Here is a 25,041-nt window from a genome sequence, read left to right on the forward strand (position 1 = left end):
AATAGATGAAATAACAGATTTAACGGATCAGTTAACCGTAGAAACGCGAGATAAACTATCCGTTACATCCGTAAGGCATCCTCAAAATGCTCAATCAAAATCAAACACCCTTATTAGACACCTTAAAAGCTTGTGCAGAACGTCCTCATGCTGCTTTTTACACCCCAGGACACAAGAGAGGACAAGGAATTTCTCAATCCTTGGCTGATTTTTTTGGCAAAGCTACATTCCGCGCCGATATACCAGAATTAGCAGAATTAGACAACCTCTTTGCACCCGAAAGCGTTATCCAACAAGCGCAGCAATTAGCAGCGGAAGCCTTTGGCGCTTCACAAACTTGGTTTCTTGTCAATGGTTCCACGTGTGGAATTGAGGCGGCAATTCTCGCTACCTGTGGCAGTGGAGATAAAATTATTTTGCCTCGCAATGTCCATTCCTCAGCGATCGCAGGCTTAATTCTCTCTGGCGCTATCCCAATTTTTGTGAATCCAGAATATGACCCAGTTTTAGATATTGCTCACAGTATAACTCCCAACGCCGTACAAGCAGCATTGGAACACCATCCCGATGCGAAAGCAGTGTTTATGGTTTACCCCACATATTACGGTGTTTGTGGAGATGTAAAGGCGATCGCCTCCCTTGCCCATCAATACAATATTCCGTTGCTTGTAGACGAAGCACACGGCGCACACTTCGCCTTTCATCCCGAACTACCCACCCCAGCGTTAGCCGCAGGTGCTGATTTATCCGTACAATCCATACATAAAACACTGGGAGCATTAACTCAAGCGTCAATGCTGCACGTTCAAGGTGACAGGATAGATGGCGATTGGGCAAGGCACACGCTAGGCGATGCCACCAAAGGCGATCGCATCAGTAAAGCATTGCAGCTCGTCCAATCTACCAGTCCCAGTTATTTACTTCTAGCTTCCCTCGATGCAGCACGTCAACAGATGGCACTGCACGGCAAAGAGTTGATGTCGCGCACATTGCAACTAGCAGATGAGGCAAGAACCCGGATTAGCCAAATTCCTGGGTTATCGGTTTTGGATATCTTCCCTAGCTCAACAAACCTAACCCCCCCTAACCCCCTAATAGGGAAGGGGGAATATTTTAGCCCCTCCCCACCTCCCCCTAACCCCCTCCTACAAGCAGAGGGACAAGGAGCAGCTTTTGTTGCTGGAGGGGTTGGGGAAAGGTTTGCTTTAGACAAAACACGATTAACCGTCACCGTTTCGGGCTTAGGTTTGACTGGATTTGCCGCCGAAGAAATTCTCGACCAACAGCTAGGTGTAACAGCAGAATTTGCTTCGCTACAACATCTCACTTTTATCATTAGTCTGGGCAACACCCAGGAGGATATTGAGCAGCTGGTGCAAGCTTTTAGCAAGTTGGCGATGACCTCACCTTCAAACTCGAAAGCTTCTGTGGAGATAGGGGAAAAAAGAAGTAAGGTTTTATGGGATAATCTTTTTATGATGGAAAATTCTGTGCGTATATCGCCCCGTGAAGCTTTTTTCGCTGCAACAGAAACGTTACCCATCCAAGAAACTACGGAACGCATTTGTGCTGAAATCCTTTGTCCTTATCCTCCGGGAATTCCTGTGTTGATGCCCGGTGAAATCATTACCCAGGCTGCTTTAGAATACTTGCAACAGATTCAGATCATGGGTGGATTTATCAGCGGTTGTGCGGATACTAGCTTAAAGACACTCAAGGTTGTCAAAGTCTAACTTTAGTCTGTTGGGCATAAACATCATCCTCGGCGTTATCCCAAACTGCATCAAGTGATGTTTGGCTGGATTGAAGCCAAAACTCAGCTTCATGATCAGGAAGAAGTGTTACCAGCACTCTTGTTCCTTCAGGTAGTTCCCCTGATTCCAGCAGTTCAATTTTTCCTTGCCGAACGGTAGCCCAAAGTTTTTTTAACATATCCATCTAGTGTTGGGCGGCTGACTACGATAACAAGTTGAACTACTTACTTATGTGTGATTTCGCTAAGGGCTTCATGAATCACTTCATCAGTTACACCGTGACGTTTTAGACTTGCAACTAATGCAGAAACAGTGTCGCTCTCCAATCGCTCAATATCTGCTCGAAGTCCCTGACCAATGTACGCTCGAATCAATGGTTGATACCCCGAAAATCCGAGTAACGGGGCTAATTGTTTTAGATCCTCTATCACATCTTCAGGAATGCGAATAGTAACCGTGGTCATAGGACGATTTTTATCTAATCGCTTTTTCAATGTTTCAGCTTTCATAGTATTCACGTTCCTGGCGTGTTGCTTTACGAGCCGAAATAATCGGAATCACGTCTTCGTCGTCAAATTCAATGTGAACAACGTATAGCAGATTCCATCGTCTATCCATCCCGATAATCGCATCTCGTGCTTCATCGTTGCGACTGGCATCGACCACAACTAGAAACGGATCAAAGAAGGCTTCTGCAGCTTGCTAGAATGTGATCCCATCGTGCTTGCTAGGATTGTTTCGAGCTTTCTCCTCATTCCAAACAAAGGTAATGCTGTTTAGCACAAAATACACGTCCATACCTTCAAGTGTAGGCAGGATGTATTTACATTGTCAATACGTATTTAAATCAGTCTATACCTAAGGCAGAGCTTGCAGCGCCAAGTTCACACTAAGTACAACTCGTCATTAATAGGGGTCGGAAATCAAAATGTTGACAACTCTCGACTATGGTTCATCCCTGAGGCGAATTGCGAACCCCCTCTTATGGTAACGTGTACTAAGCTTCCCATAGACAACCTCGAAGCGCTGCCCCCACAGAGGACTAAGAGCAGCCTCACGGCTAAGATCAGCGGCGGCAGATAACCTTTGCAACCGCACCAGAGGCTTTCGTCCGTCCGCTCCAATGAGATGTTAGGCTGCTGAAATTTTGCAAGCATATCTAGATAGTGTTTTTACTAAGCCAATCTATGAGACTGTAGACCTTTTCTAGATATGAAGGAAAAACTACCAAGTATGAGTAGAGATGCTCTCTTTGTATGACTTTCCCTGTCGGATGACCTGCATCATTTCTGTGACTCCTAATGATGGAGAAAAGACCAGTCAAGTAGTTATCTAAGTTATCCTTAATGTCGTATGGCAAAGCTGAAATGATTTTAGTCTTTAGGAGGTTTTGAAATTCATCATGTTTTCTTTTAATCGAGATAGTATCTGTCTTTTTTGCAAAATCAGCTTTGTCTGTAGGATTTGATATTGCATTCTCGCAAGTGTCAATCAAGAGTAAGATAGCCTTTTCAGAAGCACATCCTAACGTGATAACAGATGACAGAAGACAGTGAATTCGGAAGGTTTTTAAGCTCTCCTCCAAATAAGCAAGTATGATGCTTTCAATGTTGGGTATAGCCTGCACTCTAGCCAAGTAACCATCTGGATCATAGGGCTGCGGCGGTTGACTTCTAAGAACAGTCTTTCCATACTCTGAAATGTGATACCAAGGTAAACCCTCGTTGAGTCCATCTCCTCGTCCGGGGCAAACCAAACCCTCCATTATTAAGTCCCAAATAATATCTTCAATCCAAGTTTTATACTTTTGAGGAAGTTCATATGAGCGATTGATGTAACTAGTTCGTGAGTTTGCATCAGGGTTTGGTGCAATACCTTTTTCAACAACTAACCTTGCAATGTTGGAGTGGAGACTTGTTACTTGTCCCCCGCCAGAAGACCCTAATGCTTCAATTACTAAAGATCTTGTCTGTTCATAGGAGATTTCTAATCTCACTTCCGACATACATACCTCTGGTTTATAAAAGTCATAGAAACAGGCGTTTCGGGCGGCGAAGATGGAAAAACGGGTAAGTTGTTACACGTTTCGCCACAGTTTTGCGACAATTTTGCGACAAAATGGCTATGACATCCGCATAATGCAAGAGTTGCTGGGGTATAAGGAGATGAAAACCATAATGATTTATACCCATGTTCTAAACCTTGGTGTAGAGACGATCGCAGTCCACTTGACCTATGATGCGTTAGCGTAGCGTGGCTCCGCCCCATCGCACCCAATCGCATCCCTTATTGGGCGATTGCCTCCGGCACTGGGCTGTGCCCAATCGCTCTACACACTGCCTTCTCAAATAATTGCCCCCACTGCTCGCCTTGCGGCATAACGGTGGCTCTCACCGGACGGTGGACAACCTCAAAGGACACAGCCGACACCTTCACCAGGCGTTCCGATGCAGTGAAGTGTTGGGCTACTGCCAACTTACGAGAAGAAGCGCTCATAATCGTCGTGGCTACCGATCCAAAACCATGTGACTGTATCACTTTCTAGTACTCCAAGTGCTCGATAACCCCGCGTTACTCTCACAGACCAAATATCTTCCTGGCTATTGATACACTTGAAATGCAAAGATGGATGAAATGGATTCTGTGCCCATAACCGATAAGCTTTCCTGGCACTTTGTCTGACATCATCACTGAAACGCCGATATTCAACCCAAAATGAGGGAAGCACGGCGGACTTCATAACTGGTCGTAGTCCAGTGTAGTCGCTTTCCCCTCAGCAATTTCTTGTTTGGCGCGTTGTGCAGCAGCTACAAGTTTTTGCTGCGTTCTCTCGAAGGATTTGCTCCATTGAATTTCATCTTGTAACTCATTGATGTACTCTCGAAGGTGCTCTGCAACTTGATCCTGTACATCAACAGGTAAAGACTCCATCATCTTTACTACTGTAGTGATTGCTGGGGACGACATAGTGTGCTGCTTTGATGCGACATTCTGTTTTTAAAGCTAGCACCAATTGTCGCCTAACTGTTCAACCAACGCGATTGTTAGACGGCATTATCTTGTGGTTCCGAACCATTGCGAACACGCTCAAGAAATTCAGGATAGTTTTCCAAGTCCTCTAAAGACTGTAAAGGTGGCATTTCAACCCAGTTAGCCTCTGCATGTAACTTGTCCACATACGCATAAAATGCTTCTTGATCATCACGATGAGCTAAAACATAGGCATGTAAATCTTTTTGACTCATTGCCTGAAAGTTAGGTTTGCTCATTGCACATACCTCCATCTGCCATTCGGATATATCTCAATGATATTCTCCTCACCTGCTAAGAAGAACACATTCCCTGTTCGCTGATCTATACGAACCACATTAATGGGCAAGTAAAGCTTAGTAAACCAGCAGCACAAAATAAAGCACTGCGTCTTTTGTTCCGGCGTAGGAATAATTCTCCCTCCTCATTACCTCTCCGGAGCGCAGAGTATAGCACCTTCCGCAGCCTATTTCTCTCGGAGTCTGTTGGCTTCAAGACCCATTCTTTTGAGTCGTTCCAAATGTCCAGTTGACCCATGATGGGTTAGCGTAGCGTGAGCGCAGGTGAATCGCACCCCCCATCCCATCATTTACTGGGCGATCGCCAACTGATTTTCTTCGACGAGTTCATACCCATTCGCCAACAGTGCGATCGCCCGATCAATCAAATCTATACCTTGCTGCACAGTTTCAATCACGCTCAACTTTCCACGTAAATCAGCAGCACCAGCGAAACCTTTTGCATACCAAGTCATGTGCTTACGTGCTTGACGCACACCTCTATCACCCTTGTATTCATACAAAGCTTGTAAATGTTCCTTCGCACATTCCAAAAGCTGAATTGGAGTTGGTGGCGGTAACTGTTCTCCTGTTTTCAAGAAGTAATCAACTTCTCCCACCAAAAACGGATAACCCAAAGTCCCGCGCGAACACATGATCCCATCCGCGCCAGTTTGTTCCAAACACTTTACCGCCGCCTCAACCGAGAAAATATCTCCATTACCAATCACTGGAATCTCAAGAATTTCCTTAACGCGGGCAATCCATTCCCAGCGGGCATTGCCATTGTACCCTTGGGCGCGAGTACGTCCATGCACGGTAATCATTTGCGCCCCCGCATCCTGCATTCGCTTGGCAAAGTCGAGAATGGTAATTTCCTTGTCGTTCCAACCAATACGGGTTTTAACGGTTACAGGGACATCAACCGCCTTCACCACTTCCCTAACTATTGCCTCAGCAACTTCTGGCTGACGCAATAGCGAAGAGCCACCACCATTCTTGGTAATTTTATTTACCGGACAACCCATATTAATATCAACGGTATCAGCCCCTTCCTCAACCGCCTTTACCGCTGCTTCTGCCAGAAAATCAGGGCGACAGTCAAACAACTGAATACTAATTGGTCGCTCGTTACGGTCTACCTCCATGATTTTGGGCAACTGCTTCACATAATGCAACCCTGTTGCATTCACCATCTCCGTGTACATCATCGACTCAGGTGCATAACGACGCACCAGCCGACGAAATACCATATCCGTCACCCCAGACAAAGGCGACTGGAGAACCCGACTTTTCACCTCAAAAGAACCAATTTTTAGAGGAGTCGAAAGTCTAGCTTTTAGATCAGGAGACAGCGTAAGCATATATCATGTCGTCGAGGCACATAAGCTTTTCTATTGTACTCAGGGGATTAGCGACTAGGGATTAGAAATAGGAAAGATGTAGCCAGAATATCATTTTTTAGTCTGATTCTTTTGCCAATCGCTATCAATAGCCGCCATTCTCCATTCCCTAAAGACGGCAAACACCACATTATCGATACGGTTCACCCGAATTACTCCTAGTATTAATTCTCATACATTAGACAAAGAAAGTGAAAGCAATTGAGTCCATGAAGAAACAAGAAGAACAAACAAGAAAAATTTTGCAGCATAACCGTCCTAACCAAGGTTCGGAAAACCACCCTTCATGGACTGGCTACACAGGCTCAGTATATATATCAGCAGTAAGTAAAACCAAAGGTATTCATGCTGAACTGGCTGCTTTCTAAATCCAGTTGGTTCAAAAATTTAGCCCTTTATACTCTCATTCATTCATTTGTAGTTATACGGAGCCAGCACCTACAATGGCAAAAGTAGTTGGAATTGACTTAGGTACGACAAACTCCTGCGTGGCAGTTATGGAAGGTGGTAAACCCACAGTTATTGCCAACGCGGAAGGTTTTCGGACAACGCCTTCAGTAGTCGCCTTCGCAAAAAATGGCGATCGCTTGGTTGGTCAAATCGCCAAACGCCAGGCGGTGATGAACCCCGAAAACACTTTTTATTCTGTAAAACGTTTCATTGGACGCAAGTTCGACGAAATTACCCACGAAGCGACTGAAGTTTCTTACAAGGTGGTGCGTGACAGCAACGGTAACGTTAAAGTTGATTGTCCGCAAGCAGGTAAGGCTTTTGCTCCGGAAGAAATTTCTGCACAAGTTCTTCGCAAGCTGGTAGAAGATGCTAGCAAGTACATCGGTGAAACTGTCACTCAAGCGGTGATCACCGTTCCTGCATACTTCAACGACTCCCAGCGCCAAGCAACCAAAGACGCTGGTAAAATTGCTGGTATTGAAGTCCTACGGATTATCAACGAACCTACCGCTGCTTCCTTGGCATACGGCTTTGATAAGAAGAGCAACGAAACCATCCTCGTGTTTGACCTTGGTGGTGGTACATTCGACGTATCCATTCTGGAAGTTGGCGACGGCGTGTTTGAAGTGTTAGCAACCTCTGGTGATACCCACCTTGGTGGTGACGACTTCGACAAGAAGATTGTTGACTTCTTAGCTGAACAGTTCCGCAAAGACGAAGGGATCGACCTCCGTAAAGACAGACAAGCTTTACAGCGTTTGACTGAAGCCGCAGAAAAAGCGAAAATTGAGCTTTCCAGCGTCACCCAAGCGGAAATTAACCTGCCATTTATTACCGCTACCCAGGATGGTCCTAAGCACCTGGATACAACCCTGACTCGCGCCAAGTTTGAAGAACTCTGCTCTGACTTAATTGACCGCTGCCGAATTCCCGTTGAGAACGCGCTGCGCGATGCTAAATTAAGCAAGAACGATATTGATGAAGTTGTATTAGTTGGTGGTTCTACCCGCATTCCAGCTGTACAACAAGTGGTGAAGCAGGTGTTGGCTAAAGACCCCAACCAAAGCGTCAACCCCGATGAAGTTGTGGCAGTTGGTGCAGCAATTCAAGCTGGTGTGCTTGGTGGTGATGTTACTGGTATCTTGCTGTTAGACGTAACACCGCTGTCCTTGGGTGTGGAAACCTTGGGTGGCGTCATGACCAAGATTATCCCCCGCAACACCACAATTCCTACCAAGAAGTCAGAAGTCTTCTCCACCGCTGTGGATGGTCAAACCAACGTGGAAATTCACGTCCTCCAAGGCGAACGGGAGATGTCAAACGACAACAAGAGCTTGGGTACCTTCCGTCTCGATGGTATTCCCCCAGCACCACGCGGTGTCCCTCAAATCGAAGTGATTTTCGATATTGACGCCAACGGTATTCTCAACGTTACCGCTAAGGACAAAGGTACTGGTAAGGAGCAGTCTATCAGTATTACTGGCGCTTCCACCCTCGATAAGAGCGAAGTCGAGCGGATGGTGAACGAAGCGGAGAAAAACGCCTCAGCCGACAAAGAGCGTCGTGAGAAAATTGACCGCAAGAACCAAGCCGACTCCTTGTCATACCAAGCCGAAAAGCAGATTCAAGAATTGGGTGATAAAGTCCCAGCTGCTGATAAGACCAAGATAGAAGGTTTGGTGAAAGACCTGCGCGATGCCGTCTCCAAGGAAGACGACGAGCAGATCAAGAAGCTCATGCCAGAATTGCAACAAGCGCTCTTTGCTGTTGGTAGCAATATTTATCAACAAGCAGGTGGTGGCGATGGTTCTGCTGCTGGTGCTGGTGGTGCTGACACCTCTGGTGGTGGCGCTTCTTCCTCTGGTAGTGGTGACGATGTGATTGACGCCGATTTCACTGAGTCTAAGTAGTTATTGCTCTGGTGGGCATTGCCCACCCTACAATCAAAATCCCCCATCCAAAACGATTCTTGGGTGGGAATTTTTTTGTGAAGATAGGGTGTAATATCGTGTCCGGTTATATAACCCTAATAATTTCGTAGTGAGGACTTTAGTCCTATTTACTGATCAAGCTAGGACTGAAGTCCTTACTACAAATAAGTTTTATTATGGGCAATGAAGCGAACATGATATAATACCAAATTGGGATAAATAGTATTGTTTCATATTGAGTAAAACGCAGTATAGCCAAGTCTTTGGTGAGATTCTTCGCTCCGGTCAGAATGACAAACAAAGGCAATTTGGTATAAGGGTGTGGAAGCGTAATTTGTACCTCAAGTATGGTGAGTTAGTCCTAACTCTTTTCTATATTGGGCTTGTAATGTCAACATAAATCGTAATTTGATTCAGCAACACTCAGTTATTCATTCAAAACTTGCGAAAAATGCCATACCCACAAGCTCCCTGGACACTTCAAGGCTACGCGATCGTAACTGGGCATCTCATAAATATTGACCGAGTGCGTCACCTAATTCCGAGGGAATTAGAAATTATTTCTGTATTTCCTGGTAAAACCCTTGGCGGTGTATATTTATCGTATTACGGGCATGGCTCGGTGCTGGAGTACAGCGAATTGATTGTCATACCTGCCTTTGTGGGTTATCAGGGAAAGATCGGTGGCTGGGTTTCCCATATTTATGTAGATAATCCTGATTCAGTCGCAGGTGGTCGAGAGATTTGGGGGCTACCCAAGGAATTAGCTGATTTTACCTGGGAAAAAGGAGAACGTGTCACTGTTCGCCAAGGAAATCGGACATTGTGTAATCTGAACTATAAGCAGCAAACCTTCGCATGGCGACAGTGGTTAGGTGGATCTAGTTTCAGTGCAAAAGATACGAATTTGCTGAACTTCTCGGCTGAATTAGAATCGCGGATAGGGTTTATTGGTTCTAAGTTAGAAGTGCCTAGTGAAAGTCCTTTTTCTGCGATAGGCTTAGGTCAACCTTTGTTAACTGTGCGTTGCGAACAGATGAGTTTGAAAGTGCGTGCGCCGGAAGTTGTGGGACAAAGGGCAGTTGAGTATAGTTATCAGTAAAATTGTTTGCTGTATGAGTTTTCCTGACGCTGATTACCGAGTAGGCGATCGCTCTTTTTTGTTTGTAAGTATACTCAAGGTAGTTTACTTAATATCGTCGCAAAGAGTGCGATCGCTCTTTTGAACCTTGGGGTTATTCTTGAGATAATCACGTGCTGCATCGCAACCGTGCTTAAGAAGTTCATTGAGGTCAAAATCCCACAAAGAAACTCCGTTATTACCTGCAGCAGCAATACTCTTGCCATCAGGACTAAAACTTACATCCTGGCTACCAAAGCGCTCGAAAGTTATCGGCGAAGTCCCATCAATGCTCCAAAGTTTCACTGTTTTCTCACCAGCTAAAGCAATCCACCGAGCATCAGGACTAAAACTCGCACTTGTGACAGGCTCCTCATTGTTTAAGTTTTTGACTTCTTTACCTTCCAGAGTCCAGATTTTCACTGTACTATCTTTACTGGCAGAAGCTATCAACTTGCCATCGCGGCTAAAACTCACATTCACGACCCCATTTACATGCTCCTTAAAAGTATTAATTACTGTGCCATTAGGTTCCCAGATTTTGACAGTTTTGTCATCACTGGCTGAAGCAAGTAGCTGACCATTTGGACTAAAACTAATGCTGTTAACCTTGTCTGTATGTCCTGTAAAAGTTCTAAGCAGCTTGCCATCACGCTGCCAAAGTTTCACTGTCTTGTCCTTACTTGCTGAGGCAATCATCTGACCATTGGGGCTGACACTTAAACTCATTACCTGATTGCCATGTCCTTGAAAAGTCTTTAAAAGGTGTGCTTTCCTATCTAGTTCATGAGGCAACTGCCAAAGTTTTACTGTATCATCACCCTCAACAATTGTTATTATCTGGCTTTTAGGAATATAACTAACATCTTTAATCCAATTGTTTCGTCCCTTGAGAGTTTTTTGCAACGATAATGTTAGGCTTTTCTTTCCATCAATTCTCCAGAATTGCACCTCATTTTCACCTGTACGAATGGCGAGGGTTTGACTATCTGAGCTAAAACTCATGTGTTGTAAATTGGAAAAGTGACTGAACCGCTCAATTTCTCGATCACTAAGATTTGAGAACATTTTGAGAAAAGTACCATCAGTTCGCCAAAGTTCTACAGTATCTTGATTTGTTTGGATAGCTAAGGTTTTACCGTCTGGGCTAAAGCTGAAATCAGCATAATTATAGTTATCTCCCAAATATGCTTTTTCGCTTTTAACTTTAATAGTTCTGATTATGGTACCATCTGGCTTCCAGAGTTTTATCTTGTTATTCCCTTCAATAGTGACTAAAGTTTGGAAATCAGAACTAAAAGCTCTTACGTTTTTATCAAGCGTTGAAATTGGAGAACCATCACGTCTCCAAAATTGTACCCTACCTTTGTTGAAAGAGACTATTGTTTGGCTATCAGGTGTGAAATAAGTCTTTTCTAAGTAACTTGTATAAGTGGAGTAATTCTCGCCTTGAGATTGAAGCTTTGTGATGAAAGTGCCATCAATACGCCAAAGTTCTACTACTTTTTTTGTATCACCAAAATCATTTTTGCTAATCGTTAATAGCTCACGGTCTGGGCTGAAATCGACTGACATACCATTTTCAGACTGAACAGTCTTTATGACTTTACCGTCGCGCCGCAGAAATTTTATAGTTTGACTTCCATAACTGTCAGTAAGAGCAAGTATTTCTCCATTAGGACTAAAACCAATATCAAGGAATTGATTTCCATAGTTCTCATTTCCATCGCCTTTCAAGGAGGTTATCAAGCTTCCATTTCGTCGCCAAAGTTTGATAATTCCATCCTGACTGACTGTAGCAACAGTCTCTCCACTAAGGCTAAAAATGATCTGAGAGATTTTATCTTTATGTCCTTTGAGAGTTGAGATCTGCTTGCCATTTCTTGTCCATAATTCTATGCTGTTGTCGTTCTTTACTAAAGCAATGGTTTGCCCATCAGAGCTAAAACTCCCCCGGATAACCTCCCCCTGAAGAGTTTTGAGAAAAGTGCCATCCTGCCGCCAGAGTTGCACTTTGCTCTCTTGACTAGCGGAAACTAACATCTGACTATTGGGACTTAAAGTAACTGCTGAATTATGTCCGGGCAGGGTTGTCACCAAAGTGCCGTCACGCTGCCAAATTTGTACCTTCTTGTCATCCTGATATTCATTAACTTTGGTGACAGTTGCAACTATCTGATTATTTGGACTTAAACTTACATTAGTTATTTGCTGTCTGTCATTGAGGATTTTGAAATTCCTCCTCTTTTCCAGATTCCAGAGTTTCACTGTTTTATCCTCACTGCCAGAGGCAAGCATATGAAGATCTGGGCTGAAACTAAAGCTGATGACTCTATTCTTATGTCCTGGGAGTTTCAAGGTGGTTATGTCTCCCGTATCCATCCTAGAGAGTTTTACACTTATAGTACTTTCCTGATCTTCCACCGAGAATCTTTCTACTAAACCAGCCCAGGCAATACTCTGACTGTCACGGCTGAAACTCGTCTGCTCGCCCGAATAAGAAGTAGGAATGGTTTTTAACAAAGAGCCATTACGTCCCCAGAGTTTGAGGGATGATCCATTTAAACCTGTTGCAGCGATGGTTTGACCGTCGGGACTGAAACTAACGCTACTAAATAATTCGTTGCGATCATTCCAAATTGTGATTTCTTTGCCGTCTAAACTCCAAAGCTTTACGGTACCGTCTGTACTAGCAGAAGCAATTTGCTTACCATCAGGACTGAAGCTGAGGCTGGTGATGCTTTTTTGATGTTTCTCGAAGCTTTTGATTATTTCGCCATTGAGACCCCAGAGTTTTATTGTGCTGTCGTCACAGCCAGAAACTACCTTCTGACCATCAGGACTAAAACTAATGCTGGTGATACGTTCGTTATGCCCTTTAAAGGTTCTAATTTCTTTGCCATCTAAACTCCAAAGTTTAACAGTTTTGTCCGCACTGCCAGTAAGTACCTTCTGACTATCTGGGCTGAAACTTATACTGGTAATTTCCTTATCATGTGCATGAAGAATTGGAAGTTTTTTGCTCCCGTCTTGATTCCAGATAATTAATGTACCATCAGCACTGCCAGAAGCCACCATTTTTCCGTCATGGCTGAAACTTACACGGGTGATACTATCTCTATGTCTTTGTTGGTCCCTATCCCCTTCTAGAGTATTGCGCTCTCTTATGGTGTACACAACATCTTGTAGTGCAGTCACTACTTGCATCCTAGTTTCAGGGTTGATGCCAATTGACCACCATTGCTTTAGTCGTTTTCCTGCCCTTAACCCTTCTACTAGCCCATCTAAATCTCGATTAGACTTAAGAAGTCCTTGAGATTTGGTAATCATAGAGACAATTTGGGTGTTGTTCTGATTGATTAACACCAGTGGCAAGAATATTGCCAATCCCCCAGCGATGACTCCTAATGAGACTTTCCAAACTAATCCTCTACGCGCCTCTAGAAGTTGTTGTTTCAAAACTTCATTTAGCTTCGCTTCAGTCAACTTGCGTTGCTCTCTCTCCTTCTCTAACTCCGCAATTAAGCGCTGTGATTGTTGCTGGCGAACAAACGGAACCAAATAATCATGCACGAGTTGATAGCGGTCAGCAGGAACTGCTGGCACTTTAAACACTAACCCCGATTTCACTAAAATTAGTAAAACTAAATCGAGTGTTTCAGCTTTTACCTCTAGCTCCAATTCCAAATCAGCACGAGTTTTTAGGGGACGAGTGTTGTTTTCATCTGTTAGCAAATACAAGACCAATTTGGCAATTTGCTTGTTTTCCGTGCCGCAATCTTTGACGACTTCTTCTAAAAATTTTCCTACAAGTTCTTCTTTTGGACCATGTTCTTGATATTGTGCTAGGGTTGTAATTTTCTCTGTTTGCAGTTGCGTCCCCACGACCTGTAGTTCAATTGGACGGATTTCGCCAAAGTCACCAGCTAAATCTTCTACCAATGCATCAATAAGTGCAGGTTCTAATAATAATTTGGTTGTTTGAGTAAAGCTTTCAATTAATGCTTTTGCATCTTTTCTGGAGAAATTACCTAAGTAATAAAGAATATCTTTATCAAGAATATTATTGTTAATAACTTCTAAATTTGTCAGGCGGTCATTACATTCTAAGAGATAATATAAGTAATCTTCCCGCAAGGACAGGATAACTCTGGCATGGGGAACATCTAGGCATTCGCGCAAAAAGTTATAAAAAGTTAGTCTTTGTTTTGGATCTTTGTAAACGAAGAAAAATTCTTCAAATTGGTCGAAAATTAAAACTGTCAGCAGTTCGTTGTCAGCGTTTATTTGTAATTGATTAAGGATGGATTTAACTGTATCTGCTGCTTGCTTGTCTTGTGGGGAAGAGTTTTGAGCAGAAGTTCGCCTTTGTAGAAGTGCCTCACTCAAGCGATCGCTCAATTCCCGAATCCAATCAGGATAAACTTGCTGTAGAACTGGTACAACATCACGTGTACCAATTGCTCTATTTTTCAACACTGGTATTAAGCCAGCTTGTAAAATTGAACTTTTGCCCACACCAGACTGTCCGTAAATAATCGTCAGCTTGTGATCTGGGCGGGCTACGCGCTCAACTAAGCGCTTGATATCTTGCTCTCTTCCTGTCGCAGCGATTTCTTGGGCGACTGTCTCTTGCTGTTCTACGAGTACTAAAGCGGGGTTTGTTACCTGTTGCTTTGGCTGCAACCGTCCCGCACCGATAAAAGCACGGATACCATAAGTTTGCTCGCTGGATCGCAGTTCTAATTTAATATGAAATGCTTTAAGATATTCAGCTTGTTGAAAGTAACAGTCGCGTAACTCGCACAAAACCAGAATGTAAAGCTCTGGGTCGTACTGCGGTTTGGTTTGTGCTTTGGCTGTTTCTAAAGTAGCGATCGCTTCTTTTTTGTCGCCAAGTGCAATCTGCGCCCTCGCTAAAGCAAATAAATACCAGCCTCGGTGAGAGGATTGCTCCCATTCCAAATCGGCAATTGTTGCCGATGATACAGATTTTTCTGCAGTGGATGCTGCACTGTCCAAAATCTCCAGAGCTTGCTGTGCTGCTTCTTGAGCTTCTTTCCAAGCCGATTTAGCAAGTGCGACTTCAGCCTGGAAACCATAAGCTCTTGCTAATCTAAATGGATGCGGATAAGTTTGATGCAGAGATATTGCTCTACGAGCAACGGCTTCTAACTCGTCCCAGCAATGCATTCGTTGCAGTACTGCTCCTAAACCGTTGATAAAATTGGCTACCAAATCCTCACGGTTAGCTTGGTCAAATACGGTTATACATTCCTGAAAATAATCTTTAGCCGTAGCACGAGCGTGATCGCTCTCCACATGATTTAATACAGCATAAGTACGCCACCACAAACCCATGCAGTAGAGGAGACAAGCTCGGCGTTCTAGCAAGTTTGGAAGTGGAGAGTGGGGAGATGTTCTTTCCTCTGTCCCCTTGTTCTGATATGCAGCTTGCTGCAAAATAGCTAAACTACGCTCGTAATGTTGCCGAGACTGCTCCATTGAACCACGAGCATCTCGACCTAAGACAAACTCTAAACTCGCTTCAATTTCTGGATGTAACGTTACACCACGATTTTGTAGTTCTACCCGTGCTAACTCCAATTCTGTACGTCGTGGAGAACCTATTCCCAGGTTAAGGGCGGTGTTGTCAAGAAATCTCCCTGCACCTACCTCTAAAACTTTGGCAAAGACTTCATCAGCCGTTTGCTGAATACATTGCATCAAATCTTCAGTAGGGATGGCGAACTCAACTGTTGTTGTCCAGCTTTGGAAGTCAGGCGCTAAACGAATCAGCTTTTGCAGCACCTCATCTGTTACCCAAAACACTATAGGAAAGGGAAAATTTTTGCGAAACTCTTCCCTAACTTGGTTTGCACCCGTCAACATAGAATCAATCGCCTTCACCGACTCTAAGCCAGAAACAATTATTGCTTCGGGATGCTCGTTACCCAGTTCTGCTTGAATCGTTGTGTAGAGAGTTGTAACAGGCTGCTGCAGAACTATTTCACGGATTTCCATACGACAGGATGCTTGCAATTCTTGTGTCAGTCGCCGTCGCAAACTTGCAGAATTACAGTGTGCCAAAATCAGCGAAAATTCTCCTTTGGAACTTTCAATCGCCCAATTTAACTCTTTTAGAGAATTTTCGTTAAAAGCTGCAATATTTTCGATTTGCCCCTGCTGATTCATAATATTAGTCATTAAATTCTCCCCCTACTTCCCCTACTCTCATCAGCTAGCGGTTAGATGCTGCTTCTGCCAAAATCGGGTTTATATCAAACCAAGATCCTTCAGGGTCGCAATATTCATACACAAACCGACTGTGAACTAAACTGCGATAATCTTCGTCTCCCCGCACCTTCTTATCTTTTGCCACCTGTCGCAGCAACTCCCACTCATTATTTGTAATTGCTAACTTCATTTGATTGCTACGTGCTTTCACCACAATTTCCAAGATGTTCTGTGAAAGGGGAAGTCGACGTTCTTTTTTAATCCAATCATAAAGTAACATCAGTAACTCACGGACATGACCGCCACTGAAGCAACACAATCGCTCTAAAGTTTCTGAACTGTCAAAAACATCTTTAATGAAATCGAAACGGTACTCTTCCGATATATGAGGAAAGGCTCTTGCTAGTACCATCTGTTTAAGTAGATACATCCCTTCGTGAGAAACACTACCGTTTCGTTGCAACACAGGTACCATTGGCAGTACCTTGGGATTGACCATAAACCGCTGGGTTAATCTTTCAATGTCATTGGAGAACCTTAACGACAGGGGCATAGTGTAAACAACATGACACTGAAGTTGACGTAACTGTTCGCCCCTGTCTACAAACAGATATTCTGGTTGCGGGCGTCCCCAGGGTTTTTGAGAATTCTCCACGCGGTCAAGATTATCGACAATAACAACCAGTCCTTTTTTGCCCCGTTGCTTGAGTTTCTCAACAGCTGGTTGCAACAGTTCTTCGTTAATTGAGTCTAAAATTCCTTTGGTTCGGGGTCCGAGATATTCTCTTAACTTATTGCGGAGTTCTGGGCTGTCTTTTGCCTTGGCTGTAATCTTGGCAATACCGAGCGATGCTTCTGCAGATACTTCCAATTCTACTTGAAAGAGTTTAGCGATACCCACTAATAAACTTTTCAAACCTTTGGGTTCGTTGAGTTGCAGGTTTTCCTGGCGCTCAAGACTTTCACTAACTCGGCGGGCGATCGCTAGCATAATATCAGAAATATCCACATCGCCCATTTCCAAGTCTTGACTGGACTCGAAATAAACGACATGAAAGCCTTGTTCCTCTAATTCTGCTTTGAGCCGCAACAGTTCTGTAGATTTACCGCAGCCGATATGTCCCGTGAATAGTTCGCACGTTGGCTCATTAGGAGAAAAAAATGTAATGTTTTCCCTTAATTCTTCAATTATCCTGCCACCCCGCACTGAGGCGAAATCAATATAATATTGCCTATCCAAGGGATTGCTCACTACCAAGGTCTTACTTGGGTTGCAAGCTTGGTAAAACTTCTGCAAATCCAGCATCATAAACTACCACGCAACAAGGCTTATCCCTATTATCTACACCAGCCCTGTTACGTGTTTCTAAAAAAATTTTAAATTGGCACTCCCCCTGCGTTCTTCTACGCAGGGGATTTTTGGGCTAATCACTCATTGAAAGCGGAAAAAAACACGCTGGCGAATTAAGCCGAATTAAGCAATACCCAATACTTTCCTTAGCACAACTTGGTCTTCTAACTTTGCCTTTAAGCGACCATTTTCCAAATCTCGAATCCAGCTTTGACTTTTACCTGCTAGTTTTGCTAATTCTCTTTGGGAAAGATTAAGATTTGTTCTTGCCTGCAAAATCTGTTCCCCTAGCAAATATCCAGCTGTGGTTTTTGATTTTGTTCTGTTTTTTGTCGTTCGCTGCTTTTTTTCAGATTCAGTGCTTTGTTGCTCCCATTCGGGGGGTACTGTAAACGATAAAATCCGGGCATTCATCAGCATGTTCCACTTGCCACGGGGACCTCTATCTGTCAGCCGTCTGTCTCCGCTAGCGTCCTTTATCCAAAATTCTAAAGCATCGTCTGGATCTTCGGGAAGATTGACCAATTTCGCCCACAACGGTTGAATCTCTGATGGGTACGTCACGGGGTCGAAACTTGGTTTCATCCCATAATGATTAAGAACTTCCAAGTCGTTTTCAAAGGTTCGCAGCAGCCGCTTGCGGTCTTCCCTTTGTCTGCAAGCAAGGGTAACTTTCTCTTCACCGTAAGCAACACGCAGCAAGGTGGGAACTGTAATGCGCTGTTCTTTGCCCATTTTGGTTTTAAACAGCAACCACAGCATCAGTCGCGCTGCTCCTTCGTGTTGCTGCCAAATACTCATGACTGTCGTTAATAGAGATTTAGGCAGACTGCCATATTGATAAAATGTATTTCGTTCCTTACATCCTTGTTTATTTAAGAAATACTGCGCCCATAGACCTGCTCTCACTTTAAAAGTGAGTCCAACCAGATATTTGCACCCTTGGTCATCTTCTTGAAAGTAATGCTGAATGTCTACCAAATGCCACAAGCGGCTTCCTTGGACTGAAAATCCTTTAATTCGACCTTGTTGGGGCCAATTAATAGAGGTGATCAGCGAGCAAGTTTGCTGCACCAAGTTTTTCATTAAAGCCAACTTGGCGGGTTTACTTAGGTCTTTGCGTTTCTCCAGCCCCAAATATTTCTCGATTTGGCGATCGTCAATGGTAAAACTCTGCTCCCAAGGCTGATCTAAAGCTGTAGCATAAGCTGCGAAAATCAAATGCATACAAGCTGCTCTGATATCAAGCTCCTCAACAACGCCTAATTCTGTTGCAAGTTTGCTTCCATTGCTTGGTTTGGCGATGTGAAATGCGATCGCCCCTCGCCCTTGGTTAACTTGTCGGCGATAACACGCCTTTCCGTATTCATCAATTTCCCAAGGTAGGGAGGTTCGCTGTGCTAAGACATTGCAAGCTTCCCAAATGACAATTGCCGATGCAAAGGGATTGCTTTTACCGTTAGCAAATAAATCTGGGCTGGTGGCATCTCTTGAATCAACTTTACATCTCCCCTTTTTCGCCTGCATAGGGATGGGAGAATCAGTGGGACAAACGACTACACATTGGGGTTCGGGATAATAACCTTCGCAGTTGTTACAAAGACTTGGGTCGATCCAGTACTCGTTGTTCTCTAATTTGATTGCACCAGTAGGACATTGGGGACGGCAGTTGTCACATCCAACGCAACTGTTATTAGGAATTGTATAAGGCATAAGGCTTTTTCCTACTTTAATCGTTGAGATGTCTGGCTCAAGTCTCCCGTGGATGTGTCCTCTTGATTCACGACTCACTACCACATTATTTGACGGCAATAATAAATGTTGATCGTACGGCTTAATAACATCTTTATGCGGAGCGCGCATCCAATTGGAAGCTATTTAAGGCTTGTCACCCGAGCCTAATTTTTAAAATTTCTTACTTTCTAACATTTCATAAATCTTTCTCTTGATGTGTTCCTAATGAGCGAAACCTAATTTTATAGGTATTATTCTTAATAGTTAAACTTTTCAAATTTTGCATTCTATTCAAATAGTTATTCAACTGTTAATCGTGGACAGTTATTCATGTTTTTATTACTTTATTAAAAGTATTAATAATTCTTAAATACTCATTTAGTTATAAACTATACAATTTGCCGAAATAAGTAGGTCGGCGTAAATAATTAAAGGTATGTAGTAAGCGCTTGCTACGAGCCAGTTTTCAAGCTTTACTTTTCTTTACATAGTTTGATTTTTTCTCGCCTACTTACTTAGCACATATTATCTACTTTGATAAATAGAAGTTAAGGATATTTAGTTCTGTAGATTTACATATTATTTAATTGCTCATTATTTTTTTTAAACAAAACTCTCATAACTTGTAAAGATTTCACTACTCCTTCCAAGGATATTAATTATCTTTACTTATTGCTGCTCATTAATAACTATTAATCATAGTTGATTGTTAATAGTTAACCAACCTGGTTTTGCCAGAATATTTACCTAACCTAATATTTTTTATCTACTCTTAGTAAGAAGTTGCATTTAAAAGTTTAATAATAACAATTCATCAAAGATTGTTTAGGAAGTCATGAAATTTTAATTGAATTCAAAAACATAATAGAAATTCCAAAAAAGGAAAATGAGATTATGTTAGGATGAGCGTAAAAGTCAAACTGATGTGTAACGATCGCAGAAGGTAAATTATGGCAACGATAACAGGATTAACTTTTGGTGGTAAAACTTGGACACCTAAATTTGTTGAGGCAATTGACCAGGACAAATGTATCGGTTGTGGCAGATGCTTTAAAATATGTGGGCATAATGTGCTCCTCTTAAAAGCAATGAACGAAGAAGGAGAATTTGTGGAAGATGAGGATGATGATGAAATTGAAAAAAAAGTCATGACAATTGCTAACAAAGAAAACTGCGTGGGTTGTGAGGCTTGTGCCCGAATTTGTTCCAAGAACTGCTATACTCATGCTGCATTAAATAACTAGAGTTTTAGGGTGGTTCAGAGGTAGCTTAAAGAAGCCGCTGTTTGACGAAGTTGTGAATTCGGCTGTACATTCACAGAGCAGCTTCTGACTTGAGTAGCAAGGTAACTAGAGGGGAATTTTTGAAGTTACAGGAACTAAACGCAAAAAGTTCACACTAAACAAATCCGTAAATCTGAAATTGTCAGCTATTAACAAATTAAAAATTGCTGCTGAGGTAGCCTAATCAATTGCTAGAACTAACAGTGGCCTCCTCTGCAACTAGTTTATCTTGAAGTGCAAGGCTCCTGTACTAGTAGTGCGCCACATCAACTTTGCGGAGTTTGTAGTAAGTACGAAGAGTGCTTACTACGCACCCTTCAAAATTCCAGTGGTGAAGTACTAGGAGTTGAGAGATAGTTTTAATTTGTATGGGGAAGAGAAGAATTAAAACATCTTAAAATTCCCCCACAATTTCTAGGAAAAACATAGAAAATAAACTTGGTTAACACAACCGCTAATTGCATCATTCGTGAGGCAGCGCTGCAGGAGGGTTAGCCCGCTCTCACGGCAACTGGCGTAAGCGTAAAGCGTTCCGACGGCATACGTCAACCGTCTTTGAAGGAGATACCCGTAAGCGCAGAGCACACACTACGTGTTGGCGCAGCCTGTCCGCAGGACTTACGCCGTCAGGCGTGGCGTCAGCCATAGGGTCATTAGTTACTAGTCATGAAAACTGAAGAAATCACAAAGAACACATGACCAAGGATGCTAGTAGCGATTAGCCGTGTGAGCAAGAGACACAACTATTCTCTTTCCTTGCTTAGAGCATATATCAAGAGTACAGGATGTGGTGTACTGGGGTAAAACTCAGAAAAATATACCTTTAACGACGTTTCACAAAGCAGGTATTTATGCAACAAATTCCTGTTTCACTATGGACTCTAGTGGCTGGGATATTAGTTACAATTGTCAGCATTTGGGTTGGACAAAACCACAATCTATTACCGGTGCAAGCATCGCAACAAGCGCCTTTGGTAGACGGGTTTTTTAGCATTATGGTCTCCATTGCCACAGCTCTGTTTTTGGTGGTAGAAGGAACCATTGTGATTTTTTTGGTTAAGTACCGCCGCCGTCGTGGGGATGACACGGATGGCGTGCATGTTGAAGGTAACTTTCCCTTAGAAGTTTTTTGGACGGCTATCCCATCGATTATCGTCCTCTGCTTGGGAATCTACAGTGTTGATGTTTTTAACCGAATGGGAGGGTTTGAGCCGGGGAGTCATCCTCATATGCCTCATTCCCCAGCTCATGTTGCTCAAATTCCAGGAAGTGCCATTGCTGCTACCTTGAGTGATGCGGACTCGGATGAGTCACAAACAGCAACACCAGCAGCAGCTCCAAAAATCGGCATTGGCGCGACTCCTAAAGAAGAAGGCAAAAAAGCCGACTTGCTTGTCAACGTCACGGGGATGCAGTTTGCTTGGCTGTTCGACTACCCGGATAGTGGAGTGAATGCTGGAGAATTACACGTTCCAGTCGGTGCTGACGTGCAACTCAACCTTTCTGCAACGGATGTGATTCACTCGTTCTGGGTGCCACAATTCCGGCTGAAGCAAGATGCGATTCCTGGAATACCTACCGAACTACGATTTGTCGCTACGAAACCAGGCACATATCCCGTAGTTTGTGCTGAACTGTGCGGCGGCTACCACGGCTCAATGAGGTCACAAGTCATTGTCCACACGCCTCAAGAGTTTGAAAGCTGGCTCTCTGAAAACCGGGTTGGTCAAAAGCAAGATTTGAAAGAAGCTGTTGCAGTTAATCCAGCAGACTTATCAACATCAGAGTTTCTTGCTCCCTACGCCCAAGAGATGGGGGTGAACACAGCAACTCTCCAGTCATTAGTCATGAGTAAGTAGTTAGTGGTTAGTAGGTAGTGGTTAGTAGGTAGTGGTTAGTGGTAATGAATAACCAACAACTAACAAATGTAGAGACGCGCCATGGCGCGTCTCTACAACCAACAACCAACAACCATCAACTATCAACTAACAACTAACAACCAACATAGGACAAAAATATGACCCAAGTAGAACTTCCACGAAACACTCCACCCGAAGACAATCAATCTGGTACTCAGGTGGTTGCCCATGCAGAACATCATCAGGCGTGGAAATGGTACGACTACTTCACGTTTAATGTTGACCACAAGGTTATTGGCATCCAATACCTGGTGACGGCGTTTGTATTTTATCTGATCGGCGGACTCATGGCTGTTGCCATACGTGCAGAACTGGCGACACCAGAATCAGATTTGCTCGATCCAAACCTCTACAACGCTTTCATGACGAATCACGGGACGATCATGATTTTTTTGTGGATCGTACCCAGTGCAATTGGCGGATTTGGTAACTATCTAGTGCCATTAATGATTGGCGCTAGAGATATGGCTTTCCCCAAGCTGAATGCGATCGCCTTTTGGTTAAACCCACCCGCAGGATTGCTGCTAGGGGCTAGCTTCTTCTTCGGTGGTTCGCAATCTGGTTGGACGGCTTACCCACCGTTAAGCTTGGTGACGGCTAACACCGCGCAAACGCTGTGGATACTTGCCATTGTCCTCGTGGGAACTTCCTCGATTTTGGGTTCGGTGAACTTTGTAGTCACCATCTGGAAGATGAAGGTTCCCAGCATGAAATGGGACCAATTGCCCTTGTTCTGTTGGGCAATCTTAGCAACCTCCGTGCTTGCACTACTCTCCACACCCGTGTTAGCGGCAGGCTTAGTGTTGCTGTTGTTTGACCTCAACTTTGGCACCTCGTTCTTTAAACCAGATGCAGGCGGTAACGTTGTTATCTACCAACATTTGTTCTGGTTCTATTCCCACCCGGCAGTTTATCTGATGATTCTGCCTATCTTCGGCATCATGTCCGAGGTGATTCCGGTTCACGCGCGCAAGCCAATCTTTGGATATAAGGCGATCGCCTATTCTAGTTTGGCAATCTGCGTCGTCGGTTTGTTCGTCTGGGTACATCATATGTTTACCAGCGGTACACCCGGTTGGATGCGGATGTTCTTCACTATCTCCACCCTGATCGTTGCCGTTCCCACTGGCGTGAAAATTTTCGGCTGGGTTGCTACCCTCTGGGGCGGTAAAATACGCTTCACATCTGCCATGCTGTTCGCCATTGGCTTGTTGTCGATGTTTGTCATGGGTGGTTTGAGCGGCGTGACAATGGGAACAGCCCCCTTTGATGTTCACGTCCACGACACTTACTATGTGGTGGGGCATTTCCACTACGTCTTGTTTGGCGGTTCCGTATTTGGCATCTACGCCGGAATCTATCACTGGTTCCCCAAAATGACGGGGCGGATGCTGAAGGAAACCTGGGGTCGGGTTCACTTTATCCTCACTTTCATCGGCACGAATCTGACCTTCCTACCCATGCACGAGTTGGGTTTGCAAGGAATGCCTCGACGAGTTGCAATGTATGACCCGCAGTTTGTCACCCTCAATGAGATTTGTACCATTGGTGCATTTATCTTAGGTGCGTCCGTGATTCCCTTCACCATCAACATCCTTTGGAGTTGGATTGCTGGACGCAAGGCAAGTGATAATCCTTGGAATGCTTTGACCTTAGAATGGACAACCAGCTCGCCACCTCTGGTTGAAAACTGGGAAGAATTGCCCGTTGTCACTCACGGTCCCTACGACTACGGTTTGAATGCTCATAGTGCTGAAATACCCCCATCTGCTGCAACTGAGGTAGGTGCTTAGTCAGGAAAGTTAATGCCCACAGCTCCCGTTCTTGTGGGGTGGGCATCCTGCCCGCCCTTGATCAAGACGGGCGACGGAGTGCAACACGCAGTGCGACGCCCGTCCCACAAAACAATCAAAAGCATAAACAATATGGCTATAGCGACAACCACGAGTCCAGTTCATCACGAAGAACATCATCCAGATTTGCGAGTCTTGGGGCTGTTAGTGTTCCTGATTTCCGAATCTCTGATGTTCGGCGGATTTTTTGCCACTTACTTGTTCTTCCGAGGCAGTGCTGAAGTTTGGCCTCCAGAAGGAACCGAAGTAGAGTTATTGTTGCCTACAATTAACACGATCATTCTGGTTTCCAGTAGTTTCGTTATTCACTTCGGCGATACAGCAATTAAAAAGAATGATGTCCAAGGAATGCGGAAGTGGTACAAAATCACCGCAATCATGGGCGCAATTTTCTTGCTTGGTCAGGTGGTTGAGTACATGACTTTGGGATACGGTCTGACTACCAACGTCTTTTCCAACTGCTTTTACTTAATGACAGGGTTCCACGGTTTGCACGTTTTTGTGGGGCTGTTGTTGATTTTGGGTGTGTTATGGCGTTCCCGTCGTCCTGGTCATTATTCTGCCACCAAACACACTGGCATTGAAATGGCAGAAATTTACTGGCACTTTGTAGACATCATCTGGATTATTCTCTTCACCCTGCTGTACGTTCTCACCAAGTTTTAAATCGAGAATCGGGAATAGAAAATTAGTAA

At 43.9% G+C, this 25,041-nt stretch carries 21 protein-coding genes and 2 pseudogenes; 9 read left to right on the forward strand and 14 right to left on the reverse strand.

Annotated elements, in window-relative coordinates; genetic code table 11:
* The first annotated feature begins 86 nt into the window (after window positions 1-86).
* Window positions 87-1,733 carry an aminotransferase class I/II-fold pyridoxal phosphate-dependent enzyme gene (locus MAS10914_RS0108115; RefSeq protein ID WP_017315421.1) on the forward strand — a complete coding sequence of 549 codons (1,647 nt, stop codon included), beginning with the start codon at window positions 87-89 and terminating at the stop codon, window positions 1,731-1,733.
* Here the strand turns inward: MAS10914_RS0108115 and MAS10914_RS0108120 are convergent.
* From MAS10914_RS0108120 to MAS10914_RS0108135, 4 genes and pseudogenes are all read right to left on the reverse strand, one after another.
* Window positions 1,723-1,932, reverse strand: coding sequence for a hypothetical protein (locus tag MAS10914_RS0108120; RefSeq protein WP_026082412.1), 210 nt, complete (start codon window positions 1,930-1,932; stop codon window positions 1,723-1,725). The two genes, MAS10914_RS0108115 and MAS10914_RS0108120, sit on opposite strands and share 11 nt — an antisense overlap.
* A gap of 46 nt (window positions 1,933-1,978) precedes the next feature.
* Window positions 1,979-2,263 carry a hypothetical protein gene (locus MAS10914_RS0108125; protein WP_017315423.1) on the reverse strand — a complete coding sequence of 95 codons (285 nt, stop codon included), beginning with the start codon at window positions 2,261-2,263 and terminating at the stop codon, window positions 1,979-1,981.
* Window positions 2,253-2,444, reverse strand: a pseudogene (locus MAS10914_RS35420) (BrnT family toxin); the annotation flags it as partial. The pseudogene MAS10914_RS35420 and the gene MAS10914_RS0108125, both read right to left, overlap by 11 nt.
* Before the next feature lie 469 nt (window positions 2,445-2,913).
* Complete coding sequence (locus MAS10914_RS0108135; protein ID WP_017315425.1) at window positions 2,914-3,759, reverse strand: hypothetical protein; 846 nt, start codon at window positions 3,757-3,759, stop codon at window positions 2,914-2,916.
* A gap of 40 nt (window positions 3,760-3,799) precedes the next feature.
* Between MAS10914_RS0108135 and MAS10914_RS0108140 the strand changes: the two are divergent.
* A pseudogene (locus MAS10914_RS0108140) lies at window positions 3,800-4,006 on the forward strand (tyrosine-type recombinase/integrase); the annotation flags it as partial.
* Between the two features lie 34 nt (window positions 4,007-4,040).
* Here MAS10914_RS0108140 and MAS10914_RS34015 read toward each other — a convergent pair.
* The 6 genes from MAS10914_RS34015 to dusB all read right to left on the reverse strand — a co-directional run bounded on the left by MAS10914_RS34015 (window position 4,041) and on the right by dusB (window position 6,426).
* Entirely contained in the window at window positions 4,041-4,250 is a 210-nt protein-coding gene (locus MAS10914_RS34015) for a hypothetical protein (protein ID WP_156818114.1), read from the reverse strand.
* Window positions 4,231-4,494, reverse strand: a complete 264-nt coding sequence (locus tag MAS10914_RS35425; protein ID WP_071599807.1) for a ParE family toxin-like protein — start codon at window positions 4,492-4,494, stop codon at window positions 4,231-4,233. The genes MAS10914_RS34015 and MAS10914_RS35425 overlap by 20 nt, the downstream gene beginning before the upstream one ends.
* Window positions 4,491-4,721 (reverse strand): hypothetical protein, encoded by a 231-nt coding sequence (locus MAS10914_RS0108150; protein ID WP_017315428.1) that lies wholly within the window; start codon window positions 4,719-4,721, stop codon window positions 4,491-4,493. The genes MAS10914_RS35425 and MAS10914_RS0108150 overlap by 4 nt, the downstream gene beginning before the upstream one ends.
* A 77-nt stretch (window positions 4,722-4,798) precedes the next feature.
* A complete protein-coding gene (locus MAS10914_RS0108155; protein ID WP_017315429.1) occupies window positions 4,799-5,023 on the reverse strand; it encodes a DUF6887 family protein in 225 nt (74 codons plus the stop codon).
* Window positions 5,020-5,160: a DUF6888 family protein gene (locus MAS10914_RS36615; protein WP_408605856.1), complete on the reverse strand. Its 141-nt coding sequence runs from the start codon at window positions 5,158-5,160 to the stop codon at window positions 5,020-5,022. Before MAS10914_RS36615 ends, MAS10914_RS0108155 begins: the two co-directional genes overlap by 4 nt.
* Window positions 5,161-5,373: 213 nt before the next feature.
* Window positions 5,374-6,426, reverse strand: coding sequence for a tRNA dihydrouridine synthase DusB (gene dusB, locus MAS10914_RS0108160; protein ID WP_017315430.1), 1,053 nt, complete (start codon window positions 6,424-6,426; stop codon window positions 5,374-5,376).
* Between the two features lie 248 nt (window positions 6,427-6,674).
* Here dusB and MAS10914_RS34020 point away from each other — a divergent pair, with 248 nt between their 5' ends.
* The 3 genes from MAS10914_RS34020 (at window position 6,675) to MAS10914_RS0108175 (ending at window position 9,951) form a co-directional block, all read left to right on the forward strand.
* Complete coding sequence (locus tag MAS10914_RS34020) at window positions 6,675-6,833, forward strand: hypothetical protein (protein WP_017315432.1); 159 nt, start codon at window positions 6,675-6,677, stop codon at window positions 6,831-6,833.
* A gap of 75 nt (window positions 6,834-6,908) precedes the next feature.
* On the forward strand, window positions 6,909-8,828 hold the full coding sequence (gene dnaK / locus MAS10914_RS0108170) for a molecular chaperone DnaK (RefSeq protein WP_017315433.1): 1,920 nt from the start codon (window positions 6,909-6,911) through the stop codon (window positions 8,826-8,828).
* Window positions 8,829-9,300: 472 nt separating this feature from the next.
* Window positions 9,301-9,951 (forward strand): acetoacetate decarboxylase family protein, encoded by a 651-nt coding sequence (locus MAS10914_RS0108175; RefSeq protein ID WP_017315434.1) that lies wholly within the window; start codon window positions 9,301-9,303, stop codon window positions 9,949-9,951.
* 84 nt (window positions 9,952-10,035) lie between these two features.
* Here the strand turns inward: MAS10914_RS0108175 and MAS10914_RS29815 are convergent, their stop codons facing one another.
* The 3 genes from MAS10914_RS29815 to MAS10914_RS0108190 form a co-directional block, all read right to left on the reverse strand.
* Complete coding sequence (locus MAS10914_RS29815) at window positions 10,036-16,176, reverse strand: WD40 domain-containing protein (protein WP_017315435.1); 6,141 nt, start codon at window positions 16,174-16,176, stop codon at window positions 10,036-10,038.
* 34 nt (window positions 16,177-16,210) lie between these two features.
* Complete coding sequence (locus MAS10914_RS0108185) at window positions 16,211-17,515, reverse strand: P-loop NTPase fold protein (protein ID WP_026082413.1); 1,305 nt, start codon at window positions 17,513-17,515, stop codon at window positions 16,211-16,213.
* A gap of 165 nt (window positions 17,516-17,680) precedes the next feature.
* Window positions 17,681-19,270 carry a helix-turn-helix domain-containing protein gene (locus tag MAS10914_RS0108190; RefSeq protein WP_017315437.1) on the reverse strand — a complete coding sequence of 530 codons (1,590 nt, stop codon included), beginning with the start codon at window positions 19,268-19,270 and terminating at the stop codon, window positions 17,681-17,683.
* 971 nt (window positions 19,271-20,241) lie between these two features.
* On the opposite strand from MAS10914_RS0108190, the gene fdxB reads away from it, so the two are divergent.
* The gene (fdxB, locus tag MAS10914_RS0108195; protein ID WP_017315438.1) at window positions 20,242-20,535 is read left to right on the forward strand and encodes a ferredoxin III, nif-specific; all 294 of its coding nucleotides are present in this window, start codon (window positions 20,242-20,244) and stop codon (window positions 20,533-20,535) included.
* A gap of 541 nt (window positions 20,536-21,076) precedes the next feature.
* Here the strand turns inward: fdxB and MAS10914_RS35430 are convergent.
* Window positions 21,077-21,220, reverse strand: a complete 144-nt coding sequence (locus MAS10914_RS35430; protein WP_232224130.1) for a hypothetical protein — start codon at window positions 21,218-21,220, stop codon at window positions 21,077-21,079.
* A 205-nt stretch (window positions 21,221-21,425) separates the two neighbouring features.
* Between MAS10914_RS35430 and MAS10914_RS0108200 the strand changes: the two genes are divergently transcribed.
* The 3 genes from MAS10914_RS0108200 to MAS10914_RS0108210 all read left to right on the forward strand — a co-directional run bounded on the left by MAS10914_RS0108200 (window position 21,426) and on the right by MAS10914_RS0108210 (window position 25,012).
* Window positions 21,426-22,433: a cytochrome c oxidase subunit II gene (locus MAS10914_RS0108200; protein WP_017315439.1), complete on the forward strand. Its 1,008-nt coding sequence runs from the start codon at window positions 21,426-21,428 to the stop codon at window positions 22,431-22,433.
* Between the two features lie 158 nt (window positions 22,434-22,591).
* On the forward strand, window positions 22,592-24,286 hold the full coding sequence (ctaD, locus tag MAS10914_RS0108205; RefSeq protein ID WP_017315440.1) for a cytochrome c oxidase subunit I: 1,695 nt from the start codon (window positions 22,592-22,594) through the stop codon (window positions 24,284-24,286).
* 132 nt (window positions 24,287-24,418) lie between these two features.
* Entirely contained in the window at window positions 24,419-25,012 is a 594-nt protein-coding gene (locus MAS10914_RS0108210; RefSeq protein ID WP_026082414.1) for a cytochrome c oxidase subunit 3, read from the forward strand.
* Window positions 25,013-25,041 lie beyond the last annotated feature (29 nt).

It is taken from the genome of Mastigocladopsis repens PCC 10914 (assembly GCF_000315565.1).
GTDB classification, from domain to species: Bacteria; Cyanobacteriota; Cyanobacteriia; order Cyanobacteriales; family Nostocaceae; genus Mastigocladopsis; species Mastigocladopsis repens.

Coding starts and splice junctions, on each gene's coding strand:
- ctaD (WP_017315440.1), top strand. CDS start 22,592: ATGACCCAAGTAGAACTTCCACGAAACACTCCACCCGAAGACAATCAA.
- MAS10914_RS35425 (WP_071599807.1), bottom strand. CDS start 4,494: ATGAAGTCCGCCGTGCTTCCCTCATTTTGGGTTGAATATCGGCGTTTC.
- MAS10914_RS29815 (WP_017315435.1), bottom strand. CDS start 16,176: ATGACTAATATTATGAATCAGCAGGGGCAAATCGAAAATATTGCAGCT.
- MAS10914_RS0108125 (WP_017315423.1), bottom strand. CDS start 2,263: ATGAAAGCTGAAACATTGAAAAAGCGATTAGATAAAAATCGTCCTATG.
- fdxB (WP_017315438.1), top strand. CDS start 20,242: ATGGCAACGATAACAGGATTAACTTTTGGTGGTAAAACTTGGACACCT.
- MAS10914_RS0108135 (WP_017315425.1), bottom strand. CDS start 3,759: ATGTCGGAAGTGAGATTAGAAATCTCCTATGAACAGACAAGATCTTTA.
- MAS10914_RS0108200 (WP_017315439.1), top strand. CDS start 21,426: ATGCAACAAATTCCTGTTTCACTATGGACTCTAGTGGCTGGGATATTA.
- MAS10914_RS34015 (WP_156818114.1), bottom strand. CDS start 4,250: ATGAGCGCTTCTTCTCGTAAGTTGGCAGTAGCCCAACACTTCACTGCA.
- MAS10914_RS0108155 (WP_017315429.1), bottom strand. CDS start 5,023: ATGAGCAAACCTAACTTTCAGGCAATGAGTCAAAAAGATTTACATGCC.
- dusB (WP_017315430.1), bottom strand. CDS start 6,426: ATGCTTACGCTGTCTCCTGATCTAAAAGCTAGACTTTCGACTCCTCTA.
- MAS10914_RS0108210 (WP_026082414.1), top strand. CDS start 24,419: ATGGCTATAGCGACAACCACGAGTCCAGTTCATCACGAAGAACATCAT.
- MAS10914_RS0108175 (WP_017315434.1), top strand. CDS start 9,301: ATGCCATACCCACAAGCTCCCTGGACACTTCAAGGCTACGCGATCGTA.
- MAS10914_RS0108120 (WP_026082412.1), bottom strand. CDS start 1,932: ATGTTAAAAAAACTTTGGGCTACCGTTCGGCAAGGAAAAATTGAACTG.
- MAS10914_RS35430 (WP_232224130.1), bottom strand. CDS start 21,220: ATGGCTGACGCCACGCCTGACGGCGTAAGTCCTGCGGACAGGCTGCGC.
- dnaK (WP_017315433.1), top strand. CDS start 6,909: ATGGCAAAAGTAGTTGGAATTGACTTAGGTACGACAAACTCCTGCGTG.
- MAS10914_RS0108185 (WP_026082413.1), bottom strand. CDS start 17,515: ATGATGCTGGATTTGCAGAAGTTTTACCAAGCTTGCAACCCAAGTAAG.
- MAS10914_RS0108190 (WP_017315437.1), bottom strand. CDS start 19,270: ATGCCTTATACAATTCCTAATAACAGTTGCGTTGGATGTGACAACTGC.
- MAS10914_RS0108115 (WP_017315421.1), top strand. CDS start 87: ATGCTCAATCAAAATCAAACACCCTTATTAGACACCTTAAAAGCTTGT.
- MAS10914_RS0108150 (WP_017315428.1), bottom strand. CDS start 4,721: ATGTCGTCCCCAGCAATCACTACAGTAGTAAAGATGATGGAGTCTTTA.
- MAS10914_RS34020 (WP_017315432.1), top strand. CDS start 6,675: ATGAAGAAACAAGAAGAACAAACAAGAAAAATTTTGCAGCATAACCGT.